The organism is Mesorhizobium ciceri biovar biserrulae, assembly GCF_001618845.1.
Classification (GTDB): Bacteria; Pseudomonadota; Alphaproteobacteria; order Rhizobiales; family Rhizobiaceae; genus Mesorhizobium; species Mesorhizobium ciceri.
The window spans coordinates 2,991,515-3,016,084 of sequence record NZ_CP015064.1 but is presented as its reverse complement, the minus strand read 5'-3'; the positions used below and the strand labels follow the sequence as shown (position 1 = coordinate 3,016,084).

29 protein-coding genes and 1 tRNA gene are annotated in these 24,570 nt (G+C 62.6%); 20 read left to right on the top strand and 10 right to left on the bottom strand.

Annotated features, from left to right (window positions below; genetic code table 11):
- Positions 1 to 236 precede the first annotated feature (236 nt).
- Entirely contained in the window at positions 237 to 1,601 is a 1,365-nt protein-coding gene (gene mgtE / locus A4R29_RS13940; RefSeq protein ID WP_063172143.1) for a magnesium transporter, read from the top strand.
- 60 nt (positions 1,602 to 1,661) lie between these two features.
- On the opposite strand, the gene gor is transcribed toward mgtE, so the two are convergent.
- From gor to rpiA, 3 genes are all read right to left on the bottom strand, one after another.
- On the bottom strand, positions 1,662 to 3,053 hold the full coding sequence (gene gor / locus A4R29_RS13935) for a glutathione-disulfide reductase (RefSeq protein ID WP_063172142.1): 1,392 nt from the start codon (positions 3,051 to 3,053) through the stop codon (positions 1,662 to 1,664).
- 117 nt (positions 3,054 to 3,170) lie between these two features.
- On the bottom strand, positions 3,171 to 3,773 hold the full coding sequence (locus tag A4R29_RS13930; protein ID WP_063172141.1) for a DUF2059 domain-containing protein: 603 nt from the start codon (positions 3,771 to 3,773) through the stop codon (positions 3,171 to 3,173).
- On the bottom strand, positions 3,760 to 4,491 hold the full coding sequence (rpiA, locus tag A4R29_RS13925) for a ribose-5-phosphate isomerase RpiA (protein WP_063172140.1): 732 nt from the start codon (positions 4,489 to 4,491) through the stop codon (positions 3,760 to 3,762). The genes A4R29_RS13930 and rpiA overlap by 14 nt, the downstream gene beginning before the upstream one ends.
- 324 nt (positions 4,492 to 4,815) lie before the next feature.
- Between rpiA and A4R29_RS13920 the strand changes: the two genes are divergently transcribed.
- Together A4R29_RS13920 and A4R29_RS13915 are read left to right on the top strand one after the other, a co-directional pair.
- Positions 4,816 to 5,499 (top strand): phosphoglycolate phosphatase, encoded by a 684-nt coding sequence (locus A4R29_RS13920; protein ID WP_063172139.1) that lies wholly within the window; start codon positions 4,816 to 4,818, stop codon positions 5,497 to 5,499.
- A 129-nt stretch (positions 5,500 to 5,628) separates the two neighbouring features.
- A tRNA-Val gene (locus A4R29_RS13915) sits at positions 5,629 to 5,703 on the top strand.
- A gap of 400 nt (positions 5,704 to 6,103) precedes the next feature.
- Here A4R29_RS13915 and A4R29_RS13910 read toward each other — a convergent pair.
- Positions 6,104 to 6,457: a hypothetical protein gene (locus A4R29_RS13910; RefSeq protein ID WP_063172138.1), complete on the bottom strand. Its 354-nt coding sequence runs from the start codon at positions 6,455 to 6,457 to the stop codon at positions 6,104 to 6,106.
- Between the two features lie 677 nt (positions 6,458 to 7,134).
- Here A4R29_RS13910 and A4R29_RS13905 point away from each other — a divergent pair.
- Complete coding sequence (locus A4R29_RS13905) at positions 7,135 to 7,392, top strand: PepSY domain-containing protein (protein WP_063172137.1); 258 nt, start codon at positions 7,135 to 7,137, stop codon at positions 7,390 to 7,392.
- Positions 7,393 to 7,545: 153 nt separating this feature from the next.
- Complete coding sequence (locus tag A4R29_RS13900) at positions 7,546 to 8,028, top strand: hypothetical protein (RefSeq protein WP_063167997.1); 483 nt, start codon at positions 7,546 to 7,548, stop codon at positions 8,026 to 8,028.
- A gap of 1 nt (position 8,029) precedes the next feature.
- Here the strand turns inward: A4R29_RS13900 and A4R29_RS13895 are convergent, their stop codons facing one another.
- Both A4R29_RS13895 and A4R29_RS13890 read right to left on the bottom strand, forming a co-directional pair.
- The gene (locus A4R29_RS13895) at positions 8,030 to 9,919 is read right to left on the bottom strand and encodes a L,D-transpeptidase family protein (protein WP_063172136.1); all 1,890 of its coding nucleotides are present in this window, start codon (positions 9,917 to 9,919) and stop codon (positions 8,030 to 8,032) included.
- 210 nt (positions 9,920 to 10,129) lie between these two features.
- A complete protein-coding gene (locus A4R29_RS13890; RefSeq protein WP_063172135.1) occupies positions 10,130 to 10,876 on the bottom strand; it encodes a 3-oxoacyl-ACP reductase family protein in 747 nt (248 codons plus the stop codon).
- Between the two features lie 99 nt (positions 10,877 to 10,975).
- Here A4R29_RS13890 and A4R29_RS13885 point away from each other — a divergent pair, with 99 nt between their 5' ends.
- Both A4R29_RS13885 and A4R29_RS13880 read left to right on the top strand, forming a co-directional pair.
- On the top strand, positions 10,976 to 11,590 hold the full coding sequence (locus A4R29_RS13885; RefSeq protein ID WP_063172134.1) for a TetR/AcrR family transcriptional regulator: 615 nt from the start codon (positions 10,976 to 10,978) through the stop codon (positions 11,588 to 11,590).
- Positions 11,591 to 11,645: 55 nt separating this feature from the next.
- Entirely contained in the window at positions 11,646 to 12,041 is a 396-nt protein-coding gene (locus A4R29_RS13880; protein WP_013531694.1) for a rhodanese-like domain-containing protein, read from the top strand.
- 13 nt (positions 12,042 to 12,054) lie between these two features.
- On the opposite strand, the gene A4R29_RS13875 is transcribed toward A4R29_RS13880, so the two are convergent.
- Positions 12,055 to 12,963 carry an alpha/beta hydrolase gene (locus A4R29_RS13875; RefSeq protein ID WP_027161593.1) on the bottom strand — a complete coding sequence of 303 codons (909 nt, stop codon included), beginning with the start codon at positions 12,961 to 12,963 and terminating at the stop codon, positions 12,055 to 12,057.
- A 47-nt stretch (positions 12,964 to 13,010) separates the two neighbouring features.
- On the opposite strand from A4R29_RS13875, the gene A4R29_RS13870 reads away from it, so the two are divergent.
- On the top strand, positions 13,011 to 13,463 hold the full coding sequence (locus A4R29_RS13870; protein ID WP_013531696.1) for a MarR family winged helix-turn-helix transcriptional regulator: 453 nt from the start codon (positions 13,011 to 13,013) through the stop codon (positions 13,461 to 13,463).
- Positions 13,464 to 13,481: 18 nt separating this feature from the next.
- On the opposite strand, the gene A4R29_RS13865 is transcribed toward A4R29_RS13870, so the two are convergent.
- Together A4R29_RS13865 and A4R29_RS13860 are read right to left on the bottom strand one after the other, a co-directional pair.
- Positions 13,482 to 14,093: a pyridoxamine 5'-phosphate oxidase family protein gene (locus tag A4R29_RS13865; protein WP_063172133.1), complete on the bottom strand. Its 612-nt coding sequence runs from the start codon at positions 14,091 to 14,093 to the stop codon at positions 13,482 to 13,484.
- A 65-nt stretch (positions 14,094 to 14,158) separates the two neighbouring features.
- Complete coding sequence (locus tag A4R29_RS13860; protein WP_013531698.1) at positions 14,159 to 14,512, bottom strand: gamma-butyrobetaine hydroxylase family protein; 354 nt, start codon at positions 14,510 to 14,512, stop codon at positions 14,159 to 14,161.
- Between the two features lie 199 nt (positions 14,513 to 14,711).
- Here A4R29_RS13860 and moaA point away from each other — a divergent pair, with 199 nt between their 5' ends.
- The 12 genes from moaA (at position 14,712) to A4R29_RS13800 (ending at position 23,982) form a co-directional block, all read left to right on the top strand.
- Positions 14,712 to 15,707 carry a GTP 3',8-cyclase MoaA gene (gene moaA / locus A4R29_RS13855; protein WP_013531699.1) on the top strand — a complete coding sequence of 332 codons (996 nt, stop codon included), beginning with the start codon at positions 14,712 to 14,714 and terminating at the stop codon, positions 15,705 to 15,707.
- 53 nt (positions 15,708 to 15,760) lie between these two features.
- Positions 15,761 to 16,231, top strand: coding sequence for a hypothetical protein (locus tag A4R29_RS13850; RefSeq protein ID WP_063172132.1), 471 nt, complete (start codon positions 15,761 to 15,763; stop codon positions 16,229 to 16,231).
- Positions 16,232 to 16,350: 119 nt separating this feature from the next.
- Positions 16,351 to 16,710, top strand: coding sequence for a hypothetical protein (locus A4R29_RS13845; protein ID WP_013531701.1), 360 nt, complete (start codon positions 16,351 to 16,353; stop codon positions 16,708 to 16,710).
- A gap of 219 nt (positions 16,711 to 16,929) precedes the next feature.
- Entirely contained in the window at positions 16,930 to 17,850 is a 921-nt protein-coding gene (locus tag A4R29_RS13840; RefSeq protein ID WP_013531702.1) for a DMT family transporter, read from the top strand.
- Between the two features lie 48 nt (positions 17,851 to 17,898).
- Positions 17,899 to 18,525, top strand: coding sequence for a molybdenum cofactor guanylyltransferase MobA (gene mobA, locus A4R29_RS13835; protein WP_063172131.1), 627 nt, complete (start codon positions 17,899 to 17,901; stop codon positions 18,523 to 18,525).
- A complete protein-coding gene (mobB, locus tag A4R29_RS13830) occupies positions 18,522 to 19,031 on the top strand; it encodes a molybdopterin-guanine dinucleotide biosynthesis protein B (RefSeq protein ID WP_024503305.1) in 510 nt (169 codons plus the stop codon). Before mobA ends, mobB begins: the two co-directional genes overlap by 4 nt.
- A 157-nt stretch (positions 19,032 to 19,188) precedes the next feature.
- Positions 19,189 to 19,974 (top strand): ABC transporter substrate-binding protein, encoded by a 786-nt coding sequence (locus A4R29_RS13825; RefSeq protein ID WP_013531705.1) that lies wholly within the window; start codon positions 19,189 to 19,191, stop codon positions 19,972 to 19,974.
- 80 nt (positions 19,975 to 20,054) lie between these two features.
- Positions 20,055 to 20,774, top strand: a complete 720-nt coding sequence (locus A4R29_RS13820; RefSeq protein ID WP_024503306.1) for an ABC transporter permease — start codon at positions 20,055 to 20,057, stop codon at positions 20,772 to 20,774.
- Positions 20,771 to 21,592 carry an ABC transporter permease gene (locus A4R29_RS13815; protein ID WP_063172130.1) on the top strand — a complete coding sequence of 274 codons (822 nt, stop codon included), beginning with the start codon at positions 20,771 to 20,773 and terminating at the stop codon, positions 21,590 to 21,592. Before A4R29_RS13820 ends, A4R29_RS13815 begins: the two co-directional genes overlap by 4 nt.
- A 112-nt stretch (positions 21,593 to 21,704) precedes the next feature.
- Positions 21,705 to 22,574: an NAD(P)-dependent oxidoreductase gene (locus A4R29_RS13810; protein ID WP_063172129.1), complete on the top strand. Its 870-nt coding sequence runs from the start codon at positions 21,705 to 21,707 to the stop codon at positions 22,572 to 22,574.
- Positions 22,575 to 22,583: 9 nt separating this feature from the next.
- Positions 22,584 to 23,288 (top strand): DNA alkylation repair protein, encoded by a 705-nt coding sequence (locus A4R29_RS13805; protein ID WP_063172128.1) that lies wholly within the window; start codon positions 22,584 to 22,586, stop codon positions 23,286 to 23,288.
- A 124-nt stretch (positions 23,289 to 23,412) separates the two neighbouring features.
- On the top strand, positions 23,413 to 23,982 hold the full coding sequence (locus A4R29_RS13800; protein ID WP_013531710.1) for a DUF3299 domain-containing protein: 570 nt from the start codon (positions 23,413 to 23,415) through the stop codon (positions 23,980 to 23,982).
- Positions 23,983 to 24,009: 27 nt separating this feature from the next.
- Here the strand turns inward: A4R29_RS13800 and A4R29_RS13795 are convergent, their stop codons facing one another.
- Entirely contained in the window at positions 24,010 to 24,501 is a 492-nt protein-coding gene (locus A4R29_RS13795; protein WP_006205209.1) for an Lrp/AsnC family transcriptional regulator, read from the bottom strand.
- Positions 24,502 to 24,570 lie beyond the last annotated feature (69 nt).

Here is a 24,570-nt window from a genome sequence, read left to right as displayed (position 1 = left end):
GCCGGTGATCACAGTCTCGCGATCTTGCCCGCTCGTCGGCATTTTCCCTCCTCACCGCGATTGACACGGCAAGGCGCGCTCCTATGTTGCGCCCGCTTGCAGACAATCAAACGCGAACCCGCAAGCGGAAAGGTCACCGCGCCATGCCTGGCGACAGTCACAGTCGAACGCAACAGCCGTCCGCCCTGACGTGACCTCACATGGTTCATGTCCTGCCGGACGGCAAGGAGTGAGCCATGAACGAATTTACCACGGTGGCAAGCGACGAGGCCGTCGCGATTGCCCGTATCCTAGCCAACGATCACGTCGCCGACATTGTCGAGGCCCTGAACAGGGAGCCTCGAGAGACCGCGACGGAACTGCTCTGTGAAGTGACGTTCGAACGTCTGGTCGAGATCTTCGATCAGCCGGAACTCGACGGCGCGTCGGAACGCATGGAGGCGCTGCCGCGCGCCAAGGCGGGCAAGCTGCTCACCGCCATGTCGGTCGACCGGGCCGCCGACATTTTGCGCGAGCTCGACGAGCCGGCGCGTTCCGAGCTGCTCGGCGGACTTGCGCCGCCGCTGCGCGCAACGCTGCTCTCCATCCTCGGCTATCCCGAAGGCAGTGCCGCATCGATCATGACGACGGAGTTCGTCAGCGTGCCCTCGGACTGGAGCGTCGGGCAAACGCTCGACTACATCCGCAAGGTGGAGCGGACGCGCGAGACCGTCTATGCGATCTATATCGTCGATCCGCAAACGCACCTGCTTGTGCGCTCGACGGGCCTGCGCCGGCTGATCACCGGTGAGCCGGACGATTCGATCATGACGGTGGCGCCGGATCATCTTCCGGTGACGGTCGGCCCGCTGACCGATCGCGAAACGCTGGCGCAGACGATCTCCAAATACGATCTGCTCGCCGTTCCGGTCGTCGACCATGGCAAGATCCTCGGCATTGTCACCATCGACGACATCATCGACACGATGATCGCGGAGACGACCGAGGACGTGCACCGTTTCGGCGGCATGGAGGCGCTGGACGAGCCGTACATGAAGATGAGCTTCCTCGCCATGATCAGGAAACGCGGCGGCTGGCTGTGCGCGCTGTTCATCTCGGAGATGCTGACGGCCAACGCCATGCAGAGCTATGAGGGCGAGTTGGAGAAGGCGATCGTGCTGACGCTGTTCATCCCGCTGATCATGAGCTCCGGCGGCAATTCCGGCTCGCAGGCGACCTCGCTGGTCATCCGCGCGCTGGCGTTGCGCGAGATCGGTCTTGGCGACTGGTGGCGGGTGGCGCTGCGCGAGCTGCCCACCGGCCTGGTGCTGGGCGCCATGCTCGGCGTGGTCGGCGTCTGCCGCATCGCGCTCTGGCAGTATATGGGCTTCTACGACTATGGCCCGCACTGGCCGCTGATCGCCACCACGGTGGGTGCTGCACTGGTCGGCATCGTCACCTTCGGTTCGCTGTCGGGGTCGATGCTGCCGTTCGCCTTGAAGCGCATCGGCTTCGATCCGGCCAGCGCATCGGCGCCGTTCGTTGCCACGCTGGTCGATGTCACCGGGCTGGTGATCTATTTCTCGGTGGCGCTGGTGATCCTGCGCGGCACGCTGCTGTAGCAACCATCTCCGCCGTGGCATGTCCTTGCCGCGGCGGAGTTCCTCAACCCGGCTTTGCCGTCAATCGACCCGCTCGCCGTCCTTCACGCGATAGGTCGGCTTGTACATGGTGACCAGTTCTTCCGCCGCTGTCGGATGCACGGCCATCGTACGGTCGAAATCGTCCTTGGTCAGGCCGGCCTTCAGCGGGATGCCGAGAAGCTGCGCCATCTCGCCGGCGTCCGGCCCCAATATGTGGGCGCCAAGCACTTTCTTCGACGCGCCATCGACCACCAGCTTTATCAGCATCTTCTCGTCGCGCCCGGACAGGGTGTGCCGCATCGGCCGGAATGTGGCGCGGTAGATCTCGATGTCGGGGAAGCGCTTGACGGCGTCGTCCTCCGACAGGCCGACAGTGCCGATCTCGGGCTGTGAAAAGACGGCGGTCGCGATCGTCTCGTGATCGGGAGCGGTCGGATTTCCCTTGAAGGCGGTTTCGATGAAGCACATCGCCTCATGGATCGCCACCGGCGTCAGCTGCACGCGGTTGGTGACGTCGCCGATTGCCCAGATGTTGTCGACATTGGTGCGGGAATATTGGTCGACGGCGATGGCGCCGGTCTTGGTCATCTCCAGTCCGATGCCTTCCAGGCCCATATTCTCGGTATTGGGAATGCGGCCGATGGCCAGCATCACCTGGTCGACGGTCAGCACCTCGCCACCGCTGACCAGCGCGTCGAGCCGGCCGTCCGGCCGCTTGCGGATCCATTCGGACACGGAATGGCAAAGGATCCTTATCCCCTTCTTTTCCATCGTTTCGTGCAGCATGCGCCGCAGGTCCATGTCGAACCGGCTGAGGATCTCCTTGCCGCGATAGACCAGCGTGGTGTCGACGCCGAGACCGTGAAAAATGTTGGCGAACTCGACGGCGATGTAACCGCCGCCCTCGATCATGATCGCCTTGGGCAATTCCTTGAGGTCGAAAGCCTCGTTGGAAAAGATGCAATGTTCGTGGCCGGGCAGCGCCGGATGCGCCGCCGGGCGGCCGCCGGTGGCAATCAGGATCTGGTCTGCTGTGACGGTGCGATCCTCACCCAGGAGATGCACGACATGCGGATCGACGATCATGGCGCGCGAGTGGAAGGTCTCGCCGCCGGCGCCCTCGACGTTCCTGACGTAGATCGCCTCCAGCCGGCTGATCTCGCGATCCTTGTTGGCGACCAGCGTCTGCCAGTCGAAACTGGCTTCCGGCACCGTCCAGCCATAGCCGGCGGCGTCGGCGAAGTGCTCGGGAAATTGCGAGGCATAGACGTAGAGCTTTTTCGGCACGCAGCCGCGGATGACGCAGGTGCCGCCATAGCGGTATTCCTCGGCGATGCCGACACGCTTGCCGAGAGCCGCGGCGACGCGCGCCGCCCTCACCCCGCCCGAGCCGCCGCCGATGACGAAAAGATCGTAGTCGTAACCGGCCATGATGCGGCTCCCAGGCTTCAGAAATGTGTCAGACAGGTAGGCCGCAAAACGGCAAAAGAAAAGCCCGGACAGGCCGGGCTTTCGCAGTAGGCCGCAAGGCCAATTTGAAAATGCGCGTCAGTTGTTGTCCGCGGGGGCCGCGCCATCGGCGGGCGCTGCGCCATCGGCCGGAGCGGCGGCTCCGTCGGCGGGCGCGGCGGGTGCTGCCTGCGCCTTTGCCTTGGCGGCAGCGGCCAGCGTTTCGCCGACCTGCTGGGCGAGATCGCGGCCGAGGCCGTTCTGCCAGATGTCGGCTGCCTTGACCAATTCGCGGGTCACCATCGGGCCGCTATCGAGCAGCTTCTTGCCCGAATCGGAATTGTAGAAGGCGGCGATGTCGGTCAGTTCCTTTTCGGAGAACACTTTCGCGTAGGCGAGTGCGGCTTCCTTCTCGAGGTCGGCACGGCGCGAGGCCAGCGCCAGAGCCTTCTCGTTGATGGTCTTGCCGATCAGTTCCTGCATGTCCGGGTTCTTCTGGATCAGCTGCGATTCGAGCGCCGCGGCTGCCTGCGGCAGGATGTTGTCGAACGGGTCGGTCGCGTGGATCGCAGCGACCGCCGCGCGGGCGGCCTTCAGGTGCGCTTCCGTGACATCCTGCGAAAACGCCGGCGACGAGAAGGCGAAAACGGCCGAGGCCGCCAGAAGGACGGAAAGGCTGCGAACCCGGTTATGCAACGTCATGATCGGTAGAACTCCCTGGTTTTCGGGCGGCATGGACGGTTTGGATACCGTCGCCGCCGGCGATGATGGCCGCTGAAGCCAGCCCGATGAAAAGACCATGCTCGACCACGCCCGGAATGGCGTGGAGAGCATTCGAAAGCGCTCTTGTATCCGGAATGCGGCCAAAAGATGCATCGAGGATAAAATGGCCGCCGTCTGTAACAAAAGCCTGCCCGCCCGTCATCCTCAATGTGACCGGTCCGGAAAGACCGAGCTTTTCAGCCGCTGCGGCAACCGCGATTTCAGTGGCGCGCAGGCCGAACGGATTGACTTCGATCGGCAGGGGAAAACGGCCGAGCGTCTCGACCATCTTGGAGCGGTCGGCGATGACGATCATGCGCTGGGACGCCGCGGCGACGATCTTCTCGCGCAGCAGCGCGCCGCCGCCGCCCTTGACCAAGGTCAGTTCCGGGTCGACTTCGTCGGCGCCGTCGACGGTGAGATCCAGCTCTGGCGTTTCCTCCAGCGTCGACAGCGGCACGCCAAGCTCGCGGCACAGCAACGCGGTGCGCTCCGAAGTCGGCACGCCGATGATCGCCATGCCGGTTGCAACCTTTTCGGCAAGCAGCCGCACGAACTCCTCGGCCGTGGTGCCGGTGCCGATGCCAAGTCGCATGCCGTCGCTTACATGGGCGAGTGCTGCCCGCGCGGCTTCGACCTTCAACTGCCTTGCATCCATGTCGGTTATTGCCCCGGAAATTCGCTGTCGGGCTCGTAGCATTTTTGCCGGTCCGGTCAAAGCCCCAGGCGGCGGGTCCCCAAGGTGATCCGGCGTAGGAATTATTTCCTTGACCGGTGAGTGCAGCTATGCTACATTTTTGCCCATGGTGCTGATTTGCGCCAACAACCCGCCGTCCAAGCGGGTTTTTTCATATCGGACGGGCACGCTGCGAATGCCCGGCCTGATAAGCAGGCCCCGCCTGAACGAGCTGGCCCAGCGCTTGCCTTGACGCGCCGCAGCCTTTATCGCCTGCCCCTGTAGAAACTTGCCCCAGGACAGACCATGACCCGACCGATCATCGTGTTCGACCTCGACGGTACGCTGATCGACACAGCGCCGGACCTGCTCGACAGCCTGAACCACAGCCTGGCCGCCAGCGAGATCGCGGCGGTTGACGAAGCCGGCTTCAGGCGTTTTGTCGGTCACGGCGGCCGGGTGATGATCGAGCGGGCGCACGCCGCCCATCAGCGATCGCTTGCCGTCGAGGAGCACGACCGGCTGCTGAAACTGTTCCTCGACCACTACACGCTCAACATCCCCGGCAAGTCGCGTCCCTACCCCGGTGTCGTCGAGGCGATCGCGCGCTTCGAGGAGGCCGGCTATATCCTCGCCATCTGCACCAACAAATACGAAGCCAACTCGCTGGCGCTGATCGAGGCGCTCGGCCTGACCAAACATTTCGCGGCGATCGCCGGCCAGGACACGTTCGCCTTCCGCAAACCCGACCCGCGCCATTTGATCGAGACCATAAAGCTGGCCGGCGGCGACCCTCACCGCGCCCTGATGGTCGGCGATTCGCAAACCGACATCGACACGGCGAAAGCCGCCGGCATTCAGGTGGTGGCGGTCGATTTCGGCTACACCGACCGCCATGTGCGCGAATTCGAACCGTCGGCTGTCATTTCGCATTTCGACGCCCTGACGCTCGACCTGGCGCAAAGGCTGATTGCTGCCGCCGGAAACTGACCGGAAGGCGGCGGGAGACAGGGCGCAAAGCACAGCAAAACCGATCCTCGTCAGAACGCCGGACAGCGCCTTGACTTCCCGCACCTGCCTCCCTTATATCGCGGCTCGCTTGGCCTTCGGGCAACGAGCGGGCGATTAGCTCAGCGGGAGAGCACACCCTTCACACGGGTGGGGTCGCAGGTTCAATCCCTGCATCGCCCACCATCGGCCTTCCTGAACGCCGCACCCCAAAATGCCTAGCAACTACACCCCGCCCCTTGCCCGCCAAAATTCTTCTGGGCGAATTCCACGCGCTGCTGTAGCTCGCATATCTCTGGAACGGGCAGACGTCGGAGCCGTTTCGGACCTTCATCTGTTCGCGATCCAAAACGACACGTCGATGCGGTCGTCGGCGCAAAAGACCGTATAGCGTTGTTCCGGCTCAGCGCTCGGGCTTGCTCCATGGGCCGGGCTTCATCGAGCGCCACTTGCCCGACAGGTCGCTGACCGCTTCGTCCGTTAGCCAAAGATGCGTAGTCGCAGCAATGGAAGGCGGCGAGATAGTCGCCGCGCATGAACTCCTGTCGATGGGGCCAAACTCTGCCCTACGCCGGTCGAGCCGCGATCAGCGCTTCATCGCGTGCAGGATGGCCTGCATGTGCTCTTCCAGGTCGAGTTCGCCCCGAGCCTCGGCGGTCAACAGGTAATCGGCCTTGGCCCGGCGGTCGCCTCGGCTGATCGCAGGATAGGAGCAGATGGCAAGCAATGCTTCCTGTTCAATCCGGTCTGCCCTCTTGCGATCGTGGCTGCTGCTGCCCGCTTGATGAACAACCCTGTGAAGCCCGACATAGCTGGTTTCATGGGCTCCGATCAGCGCCCGCAATTCGGGTGAGGCCCCTTCCGCTTCGGCAAATGTCGGTTCAATGACCGAGGCCACGGCAGTGAACGCAAGAAGTGTACGGCGGGTGATTTCGGGCATGCCTCATATCCCTGCTGTTTGGTGAGTGCAGGCCCACTCTAGCACCGGCGCAATGGTTCGAAGAGATGCTCCGGGACGCGACCACACTGTCTGCTGACAAAATGTATTCGCTTCCGCAGCCCGCCGCTCCCAGCGGCCAGTGTGGCCATAAGTCGCAATGATTGGCTTGCGAAAGCAGGGTTTCGGGGCTTCATTGACACTGCGAGCGACACCATATGGTGATCCACAGCCCTCCAAAACGAGAGAAGCTCGCCTTGACGCGGTCGCACAGCGGCCGTCAGCCGGCAATGGCTATGAACCAGGAACCTGAAAAACAATGCCTGAAAATGTCAGACCAATTTCGAAAGACGTCCCCCTCATTCAGCTAGGCGTCTATCAGTGCCGCTTCCCGGTAAGCGAAGACCGGTCGGTACCCGGCGGTTATCGTTTTTGTGCCGGGCCGACCTCGGCGGATCGCGTCTATTGCGATCACCACCACAGCATCGTGACCGCCGTCGACCCTCGTCGAACCCGTTCAGGTCTCCACCCCGCTCAACGACGCGCCGCGTAAGTCAAGCGGGCGGCGGCCCCCTCATTCGGGCAACTGCAAATCGGCAGACCAAATCGTCATCTGTTCCAGCTGCGGAACAAACCGGCGCGCCAGCGAGTTTCTGTCCGACGAAACTTGAGGGAAAGCCATGTCCAGATTTCTGCTGGCGACCAGCGTCGCCGTTCTTCTCGCCGGCGGGCCGGCCTTGGCCGCGGACGACAAGCCGCTGCCGCCGCCCAATGCCAAGAAGCTGTCGGAGATCATCGCCAAGGTCGAGCAGCGCGACGGCTTTCGCTATGTGGACGAGGTCGACTGGGACAGCGGCGCCTACACCGTCACCTATTACACGGCGGACAAGGCGAAGGTCGAAATCACCTATGATCCCGTGACGGCGGAGCCGAAATAGGGACGTTCCGGCGCGAATTCGTTCTCGGCTGCGTCACGGGCTCCCGGCGCCAACTTCGGCGATCGCCCTGGCGCGGGCGCCTCCCCTTGCGTCAGTCGAGCTTTGATGGCTGACTGTCGTTTCCTGGAATAGCTCCGGGCGCCGCATTGGGGGATGGGGATGGCGACGGCAAAGCACGTGATGAAGCGCATATTGATGATGTTGGCCGGCTACTTCGTATCGGTGCTGGTCGGCCTGATCGCCGTGGCGGTGATCTATGGCGTGCTCAGTTCCTTGCCCAACGCGCCCAACTATTTCGACGTCATGGGCGTTTCGCCGATCGCGGTGCTGCTGGTGCCGCCGCTCGGCATGTTCGTCTATTTCCTGACGATCGTGGTGACCGCGCTGCAGACGTTGATCTTCGCGCTGATTGCCGAGTTCTTCTCGTTGCGCAATGTCCTGCTGCACATGGTTTTCGGCGCTGGCGCCGCAGTCGGCGGCTTCGCCTTGATCTGGCCGAGCGCACCGGAGGACATGGACCCGGAGCGTTGGGTCGACATCGGCATCATTGCCGCTGCCGGCCTTGTCGCCGGGTTGCTCTATTGGCTGATCGCCGGGCGCGACGCCGGCTTCCGACGACCACTGTTCGAGCGCTAAATCAACTCGAAGGCGAGCGAACCGCCTCCGTGGCATCCAGGGCCTGCTTCAGCCGCGAGTCGCGGTCGTAGACGTCGCCGAAATATTCGACCTTGCCCGACAGATCGGGCCATGCGGTGAAATAGGCGACATAGACCGGGATCGTGCGTGTCACGTTCTCGGTCGCGTGGCCGTGCTTCAGCTTCTCGGCGATATAGTCCACGGAGGTGCCAAGCACCGCCGCCGCCATGCCGCGCGGATCCTGCAGCCGCACGCAGCCATGGCTGAGCGCGCGCATATCGCGCTGGAAGAACGATTTCTGCGGCGTGTCGTGCATGTAGATCGCATGCTTGTTGGGGAACAGGATCTTCAACTCGCCCAGCGCGTTGGCCTCGCTCGGCTGCTGGCGCACGCTGTAGGGGATGTTCGAGCCATAGGCGCCCCAGTTGACCGCCGACGAAGGAATGCGCTTGCCGCGCGAATCCGTCACCTCATAGCCGGACCGGTCGAGATAGCCCGGATCGTTGCGCAATCTCGGCAGCATCTCGTTGACGATGATCGACTGGGGCACGCCCCAATAGGGATGGAAATCGACCTGCTTGATCTGGTCGTAGAAGAAGGAGGTCTGGTTGGTGGTCCGGCCAATGACGGCACGCGTCTTGAGCTTTTCCTCGCCATTGTCGATGTAGCTCGCGGTGAAGGCCGGCTGGTTGATGAAGACGCGCGGGCTGCCGAGATCGGAGGGCAGCCAGCGCAGTTCCTCCAGCGCCACTTCCACCTTCAGCAGCTTGTCGGCCTTGGATGTTCCGGCCAGCGTCGCGACGGTGCGCGGGCCGATGACGCCGTCGCCCTTCATGCCTGCCTTCTGCTGCACGGCCTTGATGACCGGGACCAGTTCCGGATCATAGACGTCGCTGGTGGCCAGCCTGGACAGGACCTCGCCATAGGCGCCGCCCATCTCGTCATCGAGATTGCGCGCGATCAGGGTCAGCAGCTTCGGCAGTTCGGGGCTGGTTTCGCCCGGCTTCAGCAGCAGTTTGGGGTCGACGACGATTTCGTTTTCCGCACTGGCCTGCAGCGCTTCCAGTTCGACGCGCAGCGCCTGGTATTCCGCATTCTGCGGGTGCCGCGATTCGAGATAGGTGCGCACCTGCTGGGTATGAGCCAGCGTTTTCAGCACGCCTTGCAGATCGAGCGGCTTGGCCGGGAAATCATAATAGCCGGTCATGCGGTTGGGATCGACGCGGCCGTTCTGGGCGTCGTGGGCATAGCGCAGCACACGCGCCGAAAGCGCCATCTCGAAACGGACGAGTTCTTTCAGTTGCGCATTGGCATCGGTCGACGATGCGCCGGCAGCGGGCACTTCGACCGTATAGTCGGCGGGCGTGAGGCCATAGCTTGAAGCCTCGCCAAGCACCCGCACCGCATCCTGCGCACGGCTGTTGAGGCTGGTTCCGCTTATCCAGATGAAATCCGGATTGGCCGAGTAGTACGCGATCAGCGCCTTGGCGATGTCGGGCTCGGCTAAGAGTTCGTAGTCGCCCAAGCTGGCAACCGCATCACGAAACGCGGCACCCGTAGCCGACGGGACGAAGGCGGCGTCCTGCGGTGTCGCCGGCGCCGGCGTCGCGGCCAATGCCGAGAAGTCGACGCGAACCAGCCGGTCGGCCTTGTAGGTGTAGTAGGACGGGCTGCTGATCTTCACATTGCCGCCGCCGCCACCGGACACTTTCGGCTTTGGCTTGTTCTTCGGTGGCGGGGGCGGAAACTCGCCTTTCGGCGCATGCCTGACGCCGCCGCCGAAAAGCATGTCGAAGAGCCCCTGCGCGCCTGCCTGGGGTACACCGAAAGCCAGCGTCGCCGTGATTGCCATCAGCGGCATCACGGTTGCTTTGTTTCCGAGGAATTTCATGAATCACCCGCTCCGGCCGCAACCGGTTCCCGTTCCGCACGCTCGATCGTCCCGCTCACCGCATGGCGGATGTAAGGCGCGACTATACTGATTCATACCGATTTCGTTAAGCTTTCATAAATTTTGGAAAGCCTGTTGCAGAACGGTTTCACAAGATCGTGACGGCTGGAGCGGAGGGTGGTTCCGCCCCAGCCGGAAATCCCCGCGGGATCAGGCGTTGGCGCCGCCATCGATGGTCAGGGCAGCGCCGGTGACGAAGCGGCCTTCCGGGCCTGCGAGCCAGGCGACCATGCCGGCAATGTCGTCGGCCTTGCCGAAGCGCGGCGTTGCCATCTTCCGGCGCTGATGCTCGGCATGCGGGCCGTCGGCCGGGTTCATGTCGGTGTCGGTCGAACCGGGGTGGACGACATTGGCGGTGATGCCGCGCGGGCCGAGGTCACGCGCCAGCGCCTTGGTCAGGCCGACCAGCGCCGCCTTGCTGGCTGAATAGGCCGTGAGGCTGCCGTCGGTCGCCCGCTCGGCAAGGTTGCTGCCGATCGAGATGATGCTGCCGCCCTCACCCATATGGGCGGCCGCGGCCTTGGAAGCGATGAACGGGGCCCGGAGATTGACCTCCATGGTCTCGTCGAAATCGGCGAGCGACAGCGTGTCGATTGGGGCGGCGCGCCAGATGCCTGCGCTGTTGACCAGGATGTCGAGCCGGCCGAAGGCGGTTACGGCGTCGTCGACCGCCTTGTCTATGGCGACCGCATCGCGGTTGTCGGCCTTGATCGCGATGGCGCGGCCGCCCTTGGCCTCGATCTCGGCGACGACAGCGCGGGCCTGTTCCTCGCCATGCACATAGGTCAGCGCGACGCTGGCGCCATCGGCCGCCAGCCTCCGCGCAATCGCCGCGCCGATGCCGCGACTGCCGCCGGTGACGAGCGCGGCCTTACCGTTCAATCTGCTGGAAGACATCGAATTCTCCTTTTATGTAATGATCGATACATAAATATCTGTCAGCCTTGCCCGCTGGCGTCAACTGAATTATGTATCGATCAACACAGAAAGAGCGTCATGTCGGAACGAGGCCGTCCCCGCACCTTCGATCGAACCGCAGCCCTGCGCCGCGCGATGCAGGTGTTTTGGGCGCGTGGTTACGAAGGTGCATCGATGAGCGAGCTGACCTCCGCCATGGGCATCAACTCGCCCAGCCTCTACGCTGCCTTCGGCAGCAAGGAGGCGCTGTTCCTGGAGGCGACGGATTTTTACTCGCACACCGAGGGTGCCGACATCTGGCTGGCATTGGACGAGGCTCCGACCGCGCGGCAGGCGATCGAACAATTCCTGTGCCTGACGGCGAAAGCCTATGCGCAGAGCGATCGCCCGCAGGGCTGCCTGATCACGCTGGGCGCACTGCATCAGGATTCGAGCCGCGGCGCCATCTGCGACGATCTGCGCCGCCGTCGTGCCGAAAACCACACCGCCCTGCAAAAACGTCTGGAGCGCGGTATTGCCGAAGGCGAATTGCCGGCGGATTTCGACGCGAGCGCTGCCGCGACCTTCTTCGCCACGGTCCAGCACGGCATGTCGATCCAGGCGCGAGACGGCGCCTCGCACGCTGCCCTGCTGGCGACGGTTGCCGGGGCCATGGCTGCCTGGCAGACGTTGGCCGGCGGCAACGCGGCGTGACAAACGCCGGCTGGTGTGCTCGAAATCCGCCAGCAAGGCCGGGAGGGACGAGAGCGTGAAAAAGGGTTATCGCGAGCTGCTGGACGAGGCGAACGCCGTGATCGAGGTGGTTTCGCCGGAGGAAGCGGCCGGGCTGCTCGACGATGAAGACACCATCTTCGTCGATCTGCGCGATCCACGCGAAGTGGAACGCGACGGCCGGATTCCGGGCGCCAAACATGTCACGCGCGGCATGCTGGAATTCTGGATCGACCCCGAAAGCCCTTACCACAAGCCGTTCTTCGCCTCGGGAAAGAGCTTCGTGTTCTTCTGCGCCGGCGGTTGGCGCTCTGCCCTGGCCACAAAGACGGCGCAGGACATGGGGCTTTCGCCGGTCAAGCACATCCTCGGCGGCTACACCGCCTGGAAGGCCGCCGGACTGCCGGTCGAACCCGGCGAGAAGAAGAAATAATCTCGACCGCCGCTCAATGCAGCAGCAATGGCTCGCGATGCGTCACGAAGCCGACCGCGCGTTCGACCACGCCCTTGTCGGCAAGAATGCGGCGATGGCCAAGCCCGTCGGCCCAGTAGAGCCGCACATGGCCGCCGGCACCGGCATAGCGCCTTGCGTGATCGGCCGAGACTTCGCGGTCGTCCGGCGCGTGGATGACCAGGGTCGGCACCGGTGCCTGGGCGAGCTGGCGGTCGCCGGTGAATTCGTGCAGCGGCCGGCCGGAAAGATGCTCGACCCGGTCCGCCATGGCGGCTTGCGAGCGCGGGCCGACATTCAACATATGACTGAAGTCGGCAAAGATCGCCGGCAGGGAACTTGGCGCCGCGATCAGCACCAGGCGTCCCGCCGCCAGCGGCGGGATGTTCTTGACCGAACCGGCGATGGCATTGGCGGCGACGGCGCCGCCGAAGGAATGGCCAACCGCCGCCGCGAACGGGCCGAACCATTCGCCGGCAACCCGCACCGCATCCACCGCATTGACCATGTTCAGGCGCCGGCCCTGCGACTGGCCGTGGCCAGGCAGGTCGAGCGAAACGACCCTGTAGCCGGCGGCGCGATAGCCTTCGATCAAGGCGCGCATATATTCGGTGCGCGAGCGCCAGCCATGGACGACGAGCACCGTGCCGACGGCCGCCCTGCCCGGCTCGGGCCGGAACTCGTGCACCATGACGCAGCCGGTCGCGGTCTTCAGCCGGTGATGACGCGCCTCGGTCATGAACCCCGTCGCACGCTCGACAGCGCGGCGCTCGCCATCGCTGAGCGCCTTGACATTCGGGGTGCGGCAGAACAATTCGAACGCCGCGCGTCCGCTGAGCCGCGGCGCGACACGCTCTGCCGCACCGAACACGCCCCGGATGACCTTCAGCCCGAATGATGCCATAGTGAGAATCCATCCATACGTTCAAGCATGAACATAATAGTTCAAAGATGAACAATAAACAAGAGCTGCCTTGGGACAACCCGCGTTTCCGCAACTGGGTCGCGGTGGCGCGCGCCTGCCATGTGCTTGAGCGCACGCTGGCGGTGAAACTTGCGCCGCTCGATTTGAAGCCGGCGCAGCTCGACGTGCTGATGAACCTCTATCGCCACCCCGGAATGTCGCAGCACGATCTTGCCCGCAAGCTGCTCGTCGGCCGCTCCAACATCACCATGCTGTTGCCGCAGCTGGAAGCGCGTGGCCTGCTGCGCCGCGAAGGCGACGAGAAGGACAAGCGCATCCTGCGGCTCGCGCTCACCGAGGCCGGCGAGGCGCTGCTGATGCAGGCGCTGAAAGTGCATATGGCGCTGATCGAGAAGGCGATGAGCCAGTCGACGCCGGAACAATGCGACATGATCGGCGAGCAGATGCGCAAGATCTATGATGTGCTGAATGAGGCTTGAGCGCCCTTCAGCCCAACCCTACCACATCGTCTTCTTCGCCCGTTCCGGCCATTCCTTGTCGTAGGTTTCGCCGTCGATGTTCTTGCGGCTGGTGATTTCCAGGATCTGTCCGGGCGTCGGCAGCGACTTCGGCTCGACATGCCTTGCCGGGTTCCAGAGCTCGGAGCGGACGATGGCCCGGGCGCATTGGAAATAGACCGCATCGATGTCGACGACGGTTACCGATCGCGCCGCCTTGCCGTCCACCGCAAATGACGCGCACAGCGCTGTATCCGTTGTGATGTGGGCGCGACCGTTGACGCGCAGCGTCGTACCGGAGCCCGGCACCAGGAACAGCAGGCCGACGCGTGGGTCGCGGATGATGTTTTTCAGCGAATCGGCGCGGTTGTTGCCGCGACGGTCCGGCATCATCAGCGTTTTCGGATCATGGATGCGCACGAAGCCGGCGAGATCGCCGCGCGGCGAACAGTCCAGCCCCTCCGGCCCGCTGGTCGCCAGCGCGACAAAGGGCGAGGCTTCGATGAAGGCAGCATATTCGGGAATGACGTGGTCGAGTTCCTTGACCAGCGAGGCCTCGCCTGGAACGCCATAGAGTGCCTCGAGCTGCTCGACCGTGGTGATGACGGACATGTTTTCGCCTCCAAACCTTTGCCGGCGCTATCCCAGATCGATGACATCTTCACGACAGCGATGCCCTAGCGGTCCCGGCTCAATCCCTTTTCCGCAAGCTCCGCGAGATAGGCTTCCCAGCGCGCATCCTTCTCGTGGCCGAGGGTATGCAGGTAGTTCCAGGTGAAGATGCCGGTGTCGTGGAAATCGTCGAAGGTGATGCGCACGGCGTAGTTGCCGACCGGCTCGATCTTCAGGATCGCCACATTGCGCTTGCCGGGGACCGTCACCCGCTGATCCGGCGAATGGCCCTGCACTTCGGCCGATGGCGAGGCGACGCGCAGCAGTTCCGCCGGCAGTTCGAACGGATGGTGGTCGGGAAAGGTGACGGACAGAAGTTTGCGGTCCTTGGAAACCCTGAGTTCTTTCGGTGCGGTCATGCTGTTCGATCCCGTGTCATCCGCCCTTCCCTACGCCGCTTCGCCAAACGGGAAAAGGTCTGATGAGACCGACCGACATGCGATGTCGGCTGAGAGATGTTACCAAAGATCGAGAGGCGCTATCTTGAACAGCAGGCCGGATCGTATCACATAGCGGTATATAACGAAGCCGTTCACGGCCACGGGAAGCGCTTGAAGCATGGACATGATTGATCCTTTCGGCCGCACGATCAGCTATCTCCGCGTGTCGGTTACCGACCGCTGCGATTTCCGCTGCACCTATTGCATGGCCGAGGACATGGCCTTCCTGCCGAAGAAGGACCTGCTGTCGCTGGAAGAGCTCGACCGGCTGTGCACGGTTTTCATCGAAAAGGGCGTCAGGCGATTGCGGCTGACCGGCGGTGAGCCGCTGGTGCGCAAGAACATCATGCATCTGGTGCGCCAGCTGTCGCGGCATCTCGAAAGCGGCGCGCTGGAAGAACTGACGCTGACCACCAACGGCTCGCAGCTGTCGCGCTTTGCCGCCGAACTCGCCGATTGCGGCGTCAGGCGCATCAACGTCTCGCTCGATACGCTCGATGCCGACAAATTCCACAAGATCACCCGCTGGGGCCATCTCGACAAGGTCATGCAAGGCATCGATGCCGCGCAGGCGGCCGGGCTCAAGGTCAAGCTCAACGCAGTGGCGTTGAAGGATTTCAACGACGCCGAGCTGCCCGAGATGATGCGCTGGGCGCATGGCCGCGGCATGGACCTGACGGTCATCGAAACCATGCCAATGGGCGAGATCGATGCCGACCGCACCGACCAGTATTTGCCGCTGTCGCTGCTGCGCGCGTCGCTCGAACGCCAGTTCACGCTGACCGACATTCCCTTCAAGACCGGCGGCCCGGCGCGCTACGTCCAGGTCGCCGAGACCGGCGGACGGCTCGGCTTCATCACGCCGATGACGCATAATTTCTGTGAGAGCTGCAACCGCGTCCGGCTGACCTGCACCGGCACCCTCTATATGTGTCTCGGCCAGGAAGATGCCGCCGATCTGCGCGCGCCCTTGCGCGCCTCGGAAGGCAACGAGCTGGTCGCCGAAGCAATAGACGAAGCCATCGGCCGCAAGCCCAAGGGCCATGACTTCATCATCGACCGCCGCACCAGCCGCCCATCGGTGTCGCGCCACATGAGCGTCACTGGCGGCTGATCTTCCGTGAAATTCATGCAATATCGCTTCGGGATCATGACTTCGAGGCGAGCATGCGGCTGCACTCTTCATTCCTGGTCATTGCGACAATGGCAGCAACCAGTGCGGTCGCCGCGCCATTCACCTATGTGAACGATCGCTTCGGCACTGTCTGCACCTTTCCCGACGACGTCTTCACCGATCGCCAGCCGGAGCCCGACAATGGCGACGGACAGCAATGGCTGAGCGCCGATGGCGCCAGCCTGATCTGCTCGGGCATCCTCAACGTCGACGACGACACGCCGAAAGGCTTTGTCGCGGCGGAGAAGGCGAGCAAGGAGCCGGGCTACAAGATCACCTACAGCAAGGCCGGAAAGGACTGGGCCGTGCTGTCGGGCCTGAGGGATGGAAAGATATTCTACGAGCGACGTCTGTTTGGGAAAGACGGTATCGTCCGTACGGTCTGGGTCGACTACCCGCCGGCGCTGAAGTCGAAATACGATCCGCTGGTCGGCGCCATCGCCGGCAGTCTCAAGGGGCCATGACGGTTTCGGACCACACCCCAGAAAAAGTCTTGTTCGCGAACCGCAGCCGGATTTACGGCCAGTCTGTTCCAGCCTAGCCTTCCTCTGGAAGCTGCTCTTCGCTCACAGGGGGATACACCATGCGCAAACTCGTTCTTTCTCTGGCACTGCTTGGCCTCGCGGCCGTGCCCGCGGCGGCGCAGTCGATCGGCGGCACTTATACGGTTGCCGGCACCAATTTCGACGGCTCGGCCTATGGCGGCGAAGCCACCATCACGCTGACCAGCGGGACGACCTGCGCGATCCATTGGGAAACTGGTGGCTCATCTTCCGACGGCATCTGCATGCGCAACGATGATGCCTTCTCCGCCGGCTATGTCATGGACAAGGACATTGGCCTCGTCGTCTACAAGGTGGCGGCGGACGGTTCGCTGCACGGTCTTTGGACGATCGCCGGCAAGGAAGGCAATGGCACCGAGGTGCTTACGCCGAAGAAGTAAGTTCGCCATCGCAGGCGATATTCAGGGCCACAAACAAGGCTGTGGCCCAGTCCTTTGCTGTTGCTGTTTCATGCCCGACTGTTACAGGCTTGCTGCCTGAAGCGCGTCGCGTTTGAACGGATTCAGCCACGCGCTTCAGGTCTTTGTTTCTTATGCATGTCGTTTCCCCAAACCGAGGTCACTTTTGGGCGATATGTATTAGCAGAACCGGTAGCCGTCTTGCCCCTGTCTCCAAATCTTCGCGGCGCATTGTTCATGATGGTGGCGATGGCCGGCTTCACCCTCAACGACGCCATAACCAAATACTCGTCGCAATCGATGAACATGGCGCAGGTCATGTTGATCCGTGGGGCTTTCGCTTCGCTTTTCGTCGGCCTGCTGGCCTGGCAGCGCGGCGCTCTCGCCCGCCCGGGCTCGATGCTGCAGCCTCTGGTCGCCTTGCGCGTGATCAGCGAGGCCGGCGCAACGGTGAGTTTCCTCGTCGCCCTCGCCCATCTGCCGATCGCCAATGTTTCGGCGGTGCTGCAGGCGCTGCCGCTGGCGGTGACGATGGGAGCGGCACTTGTCTTTGGCGAGACTGTCGGCTGGCGGCGTTGGCTGGCCATCGCCATCGGATTTGCCGGCGTGCTGATCATCGTGCGGCCGGGCTTCGAAGGGTTCAGCGTCTACTCGCTGTCGGCGCTGGCCAGCGTCGCCTGCTGCGCGGTGCGCGATCTCGCCACCAAGCGGATCCCCAAGGCCATTCCGACATTGCTGGTGTCGACCGCGACCGCGCTTGCCATGACAATCGTCGGCGCGGCGCTGTTGCCGGCAATGGGCGGCTGGACGCCGATGACGGGCAACAGCACGGCCCTGCTGGCCCTGGCTGCTGTGCTGGTGATTATCGGCTACCAGTTCATCATCATGGCGATGCGGGCGGGCGACATCTCCTTCATCGCGCCGTTCCGCTACACGGCCCTGATCTGGTCGATCCTGCTTGGCCTGTTCATCTTCGCGGACATTCCCGATCTGCCGATGATCGTCGGCGCCACCATCATCATCGGCTCCGGCCTCTATGCGCTCTACCGCGAGCGGGTCGTCGGCCGGCGCAAGATCGTCGCCGAAAGCACGGGGCCAAGCATGGTTCCGGACGGAATCTAGCCAGATCATTCTTGTGATTTCCGACGGCTGGCGTACAGGCTTCGTGGCATGAAGCGAGAAATTGCGGGGATTGTTCTGGCCGGTGGCCAGTCGAGGCGGATGGGCGGCGGCGACAAGAGCCTGTTGCCGCTTGGCGATGGCTGCCTGCTTGACCAGGTCGTGTCGCGCTTCGCCCCGCAAATAGAATCGATGGCGCTCAGCGCCAATGGCGACCCTGCACGATTCCTGCGCTTTGGACTGCCGGTGCTTGCCGACAGCGTGCCCGGCTTTGCCGGTCCGCTCGCCGGAATCCTGACCGGCCTCGAATGGGCCGCGGCCAACAGGTCTTGCAAGGCGATCGTCAGCGCTGCCGGCGACACGCCTTTCCTGCCGTTGGACCTTGTCGAGCGTCTGGCAGGGGCCGCCGATCAAAGCCCCGGTTCTATTGCCGTTGCCCGCTCGGCCGGCAAGCGGCATCCGACCTTCGCGCTTTGGCCGATCGGCTGCCGCGATGCCTTGCGGCACTTTCTGGTCGATGAAGATATCAGGCGGGTTTCGGCTTTCATCGACCGGCACGGTTTTGTCGAGGTGGAGTTCCCGGTTCCGCCATCGGCGGGGATCGACCCTTTCTTCAACATCAACGAACCGGACGATCTTGTGTCTGCCGAGCGTCTGTTGCAGAGCATCAAGCCATGAACAGACGTGTCTTCGGCATCACAGGCTGGAAGAATTCCGGCAAGACGACTTTGACCGAGAGGTTGGTCAGCGAATTGGTCCGGCGCGGCTGGAAGGTGTCGACGGTGAAACATGCCCACCATGACTTCGACATCGACAAACCTGGCGCGGACAGCTTTCGCCACCGGCAGGCCGGCGCCACCGAAGTCGCGATCGTCTCCGGCGTTCGCTGGGCACTGATGCACGAGCTGCGCGGCGAGGATGAGCCGACATTGGAGACTGTCCTGTCGCGGCTTGCCCCTTGCGACCTCGTGCTGGTCGAGGGCTACAAGCGCGAAGCCCACAGCAAGATCGAAACCCGCCGGCTGGATGCGAAGGACCGCACGCCGCTTTCGGCGGAGGATCCCAACATCGTCGCTGTTGCCGCCGATTTTGCCATTGAAGGCGAGCTGCTGCCGGTATTCGATCTCGACGATGCAAAATCGATAGCCGACTTCATCGAGCGCACCACCGGGCTCGTTGCTTGAGCGCTGACGCAACGGCAGAATAGCCTTGCCCATTTTTATGGTTTTGCAGTTGCTTTTTTCTTGGAAAGAGTGGGAGTATCGCGCCAGCGGGCGGTCAAAAGCACCGCCCCACAGAGCCGTTCGGAACGACGGCCGGGACCATAAAGAGAGGACCATCATGCGTATTTCACTGCGTATCGCGCTTGCCGCTTCGGCCGCGCTGCTGACGCTCGGCGTCGCCCAGGCCCAGGAAAAGACCCTGAGGATCGGCACCGAAGGCGCCTACCCGCCCTTCAACAACCTTACCGCCGATGGCCAGCTCGTGGGCTTCGACATCGACATCGCCAAGGCGCTTTGTGATGAGATGAAGGTCAAGTGCACCTTCGTCGCCCAGGATTGGGACGGCATCATTCCAGCCCTCCAGGCCGGTAAATTCGACGCCATCGTCGCCTCGATGTCGATCACGCCGGAGCGCAAGGAGAAAGTCGACTTCTCGAACAAATACTACAACACGCCCTCGGCGATCGCCGTGCCGAAGGACAGCACGCTGAAAGGCGTGACCAAGGAAGATCTAGCCGGCAAGACCATCGGCGTCGCCACCACCACCACGCATTTCAACTATGCCTCGAAGACCTACACCGACAGCACCGTGAAGGGCTATCCGAGCAGCCCCGAGGAGCAGGCCGATCTTGCCAATGGTCGTCTCGACGCCATCGAGGACGATATCGTCGTGCTGCAGCAGTTTCTGGACTCGCCTGACGGCGCCTGCTGCAAGATCCTCGGCCAACCTTCGCCGCAGCCGGTCGAGATTTTCGGGCCTGGTGCCGGCATTGCCGTACGCAAGGGCGAAACTGACCTGGTCAACAAGCTCAATTCGGCCATCGCCGCCATTCGCGCCAATGGAAAATACAAGGAAATCAACGACAAGTATTTCAAGTTCGACGTCTACGGCGCCGAGTCCTGATAAGCCAGTTCAAGACGGCGGGGAATTTCCCCGCCGTCTTTCTATTCGTCTTGGGAATGCCGTGGGGATAAGACCGGTCGATGCCAGCCCAGAGCATATGGACACTTCTCAGTTGGGGACCTGAAGGCTGGCTTGACGATATTGCCTATGGCGCACTGATCACCATTGCGTTGGCGCTTGCCACGCTGCCCATCGGATTGACGATCGGCTTTTTCATTGCACTCGCCAAGCAGTCCGAAGAACCGTCGCTGCGCCTTGCCGCCAACATCTACACCACCGTCTTTCGCGGCCTGCCGGAACTGGTGACGCTCTTCCTGTTCTTTTTCGGCATGCCGATCCTGCTGCAGCATCTCGTCAGGTATTTCCGGCCTGACGTCACCATCGACGTCAACAGCTTTGTCGCCGGCATGATCGTGCTTGCACTGATCTTCTCCTCCTATGCCAGTGAGGTTTTCCTTTCCGCCTTCCGCGCCATTCCCAAAGGCCAGTATGAGGGCGGCTACGCCATCGGTCTTTCGAACTGGCTGACCATGCGCAAGGTGATCGTGCCGCAGCTGTTGCGCATCGCGTTTCCTGGACTGGAGAACTGCTGGCTCAGCCTGCTCAAGGACACGTCGCTGGTGTCGGTCGTCGGCCTGGCCGAGACGCTGCGCAATGCCAGCATTGCGGCCCGCGTCACCAAGCACGCTTTCCTGTTCTTCGGCGTCGCCTCGCTGGTCTTTCTTGGCCTTGCCGTCCTGTCGTCCTTCGCCACCAACGCGATCCTGCGCTCGCTTGGCCGGCGGGAGGCGCAGCGATGAGCGCCACGGCCACCATGGTCGAACGTCCACCGCCACGGGCGCGCGGCTGGCCGCGCAGGCGTATCGCCGGTTACGCGCTGGTGGGCCTATGGATTTTGTTCGGTATCGGCATCGTCAGCTATCTCTTCCTTGCCTGGAATCCCGATTTCTTTGCCAAATATGCGCCGGCTTATCTGAGCGGGCTTGGGGTCACGCTGGCGCTGGTTTCCATATCGATGGTACTCGGCGCGATCCTGTCGGTGCCCGTCGCTTACGGGCGCATGTCCAGCAACCGGATCCTGTCCGGCCTCGCCTATTGCTACGTCTATTTCTTCCGCGGCACGCCGCTGCTGGTCCAGACCTATCTGGTCTACTACGGATTGGGCTCGTTCCGCGTCGAACTCCAGTCGATCGGCCTCTGGGATTTTTTCAAGGACGCGTTCAATTGCGGCGTCTTTGCCTTTGCGCTCAACACGGCCGCCTACCAGGCGGAGATCCTGCGCGGCGCCATAGAGAGCGTGCCAAGAGGGCAATGGGAAGGGGCGGCCTCGCTTGGCCTGCATAAACTGCAGACGTTGCGCAAGATCATCCTGCCGCAAGCCTTGATCGTCGCCTTGCGGCCCTATGGCAACGAACTGATCCTGATGGTCAAGGCGTCCGCCATCGTCGCCATCATCACGGTCTACGATCTGATGGGCAACGCCAAGCTCGCCTTCGCCAACTCGTTCGACATCCAGGCCTATATTTGGGTCGCCCTCGTCTATCTGGTGATGGTCGAGATCTTGCGGCATGGCGTCGAATGGATCGAGCGCCGGATCACCGTTCACCTGAAACGCTGACGATTTTCAATTCAGCTGCACCAGTCGATCAGGCTCTACGCGTCTTGACGAATTGAGCGCAGAGCCTAGAGCTTTCACAGCAAATTCCGTTTCCATTCTGAAGGGCAAGCTCATGGCATCTGTTGCATTTCTCGGTCTTGGCGTGATGGGCTATCCGATGGCCGGGCACTTGAGGAACAAGGGCGGCCATGACGTCACCGTCTACAACCGGACCAAGGCCAAGGCCGAGCAATGGGTTGGCCAGCATGGCGGTAGCCTGGCGGCGACCCCCGCGCAGGCCGCCGAGGGCAAGGATTTTGTATTCTCCTGCGTCGGCAATGACGACGATCTGCGTTCGGTGACGACCGGTCCGGAAGGCGCCTTCAAATCGATGAAGAAGGGTTCGGTCTTCATCGACAACACCACCGCCTCGGCCGAGGTCGCTCGCGAGCTGGCGGCGGCGGCGCAAGCCGGCGGGTTTTCGTTTCTCGATGCGCCGGTCTCGGGCGGCCAGGCCGGCGCCGAGAACGGCGTGCTGACCGTGATGGTCGGCGGCGAGCAGGACGCTTTCGACAAAGCGAAGCCTGTCATCGACGCTTTTGCGCGCATGGTCGGCTTGATGGGGTCGGCCGGTGCCGGCCAGCTCACCAAAATGATCAACCAGATCACCATAGCCGGTCTCGTCCAGGGCCTGGCCGAAGGCATCCATTTCGGCAAGAAGGCCGGGCTCGACATCGAGAAGGTGATCGAGGTGATTTCCAAGGGCGCCGCGGGCTCCTGGCAGATGGAGAACCGCCACAAGACGATGAACGCCGGCAAATATGATTTCGGCTTCGCCGTCGACTGGATGCGCAAGGATCTCGGCATCTGCCTGGCCGAGGCCGACCGCAATGGCGCCAGACTGCCGGTCACCGCACTCGTCGACCAGTTCTACAAGGATGTGCAGGCGATGGGCGGCAAGCGCTGGGACACGTCCTCGCTGCTCGCCCGTCTCGAAAAATAGGTCTCTGCCGTGGCAGAGCTCTCGCCTCAATCCAGTGCCGCGGAAATCGTCGCCCATCTTCGCGCCATCGGATCCGAGCAGAACCGCCTCGGCATATTGCGCTACGGCATCAAGATCGACCGTGCACTTGGCATCTCGCACGGCATGCAGCGGCAGATCGCGCGGACGATCAAACGCAACCACGAGCGCGCCTTCGAGCTATGGGACAGCGGCATCATGGAGGCGCAGTTCATTGCCTCCGTCACGGCTGACCCGAAACGGTTTTCTGCTGGAGATGCAAGACGATGGGCGGCGAGTTTCGACTCCTGGGACATCGTCGACGGCGTCTCGGATCTCTTTGTCGATACGGACGCCTGGAAAGAACTGATCGCCGAGTTTGCGGCCGACGAGCGGGAGTTCGTTCGGCGCACGGCCTTCGCCATGATGGCCTGGTCTGTCGTCCACCGGAAGCAGGAGCCAGGGGCGACCTTCCTCTCCTTCCTGCCGATCATCGAAACGCACGCGAACGACAGCCGCAATTTCGTGAAGAAAGCCGTGAACTGGGCGCTTCGGTCGATCGGTAAGCGATCGATGAACATGCACGGTGCCGCCCTGGCTGTCGCCGAACGACTGGCGCAGTCGGCAGACAAGACGGCGCGCTGGATCGGCAAGGACGCCGTAAGGGAGCTGACCAATGCCAAGACGCTCGCGCGGATCGCCGCCAGGAAAGGCTGACGGCGCGCGTTCCGCCATGTCAGGATCTCGCCGACATGTGAAGTGGCTGCCGACATGTGATGCGCCTCGAGCGTTGACGTCTTTGGCAGCGGCGTCTTTACTTGAGGCTCAAAGGAAGCGGCCGATGAGCAATCCTCTAAAATCAACCCTGGCGCTCGCTGCCGCTTTGTTTGTGTCCGCTGCCGCCGATGCCTCGGCCGAGACTGCGCACATATTCTGGAAGGATCTGCGTCCGGCTACGCAATCCGCCGCCGAAAACGTCGGGCTGCCGATGATCGCGGCAAAATTGCCCGACCATGGCGAAACGCTGTCCGTCAATCTTCAGGACAAAAGCATTCAGCTAGCCGGCTACGCATTGCCGGTCGATCGCGACGGTGATCTTGTCTACCAGTTCCTGTTGGTACCCTGGACGGGTGCCTGCAGTCACATGCCGACGCCGCCGCCCAACCAGATTGTCCTGGTTACGCCGGCCCGTCCCTACAAGATGTCCGAGGCCTATCAGCCTGTAGCGGTCACCGGCGCGCTGAAGCCGGACATGGAGAAGAGCCAGCTGTTCATCCTCGACGGCGTCAGCATCATCCAGTCTGGCTACAGCGTGCGCAAGGCAGATGTGGTGAGCGTCGAGACCGTGCCGGATACGATCACTCTGCCGGTGAACTCACCCTGGAGTTTCCTCAACAAAAAGAAGAACTAAGCGGGATGACTTTATGTGACGTTCAGCTCAGGCAGCGTTGGCACCCGATTCCTTGTCCAGAACCATGTAGTCGAGCGGGATTTCGGTCGTGTACTTGATCTGCTCCATGGCGAAGGACGACGACACGTCACGAATTTCGATCTTGGCAATCAGCCGCTTGTAGAAGGCGTCATAGGCGGCGATGTCGGGCACCACGACGCGCAGGAGATAATCGACGTCGCCGCTCATGCGGTAGAACTCGACCACCTCGGGAAACTCCTGGATGACTTCCGAGAAACGCCGCAGCCATTCATGGCTATGCGAATTGGTGCGGATCGACACGAAGACGGTGACGCGCACATTGACCTTTTCATGGTCGAGAATGGCAACGCGCCGCTTGATGACGCCCTCTTCCTCGAGCTTCTGGATGCGTCTCCAGCAAGGCGTCGTCGACAGCCCGACTTTCTTGGCGACATCGGCGACCGCGAGTGTCGCGTCCTCCTGCAAGAGGCGGAGAATTTTTCTATCGAGGCGATCCATATCGTGCTCCCAAAGGAATAGAATGCCTATACTCTGCCTTATCCAGGCCTTTCACAAGAAAGAAATTCT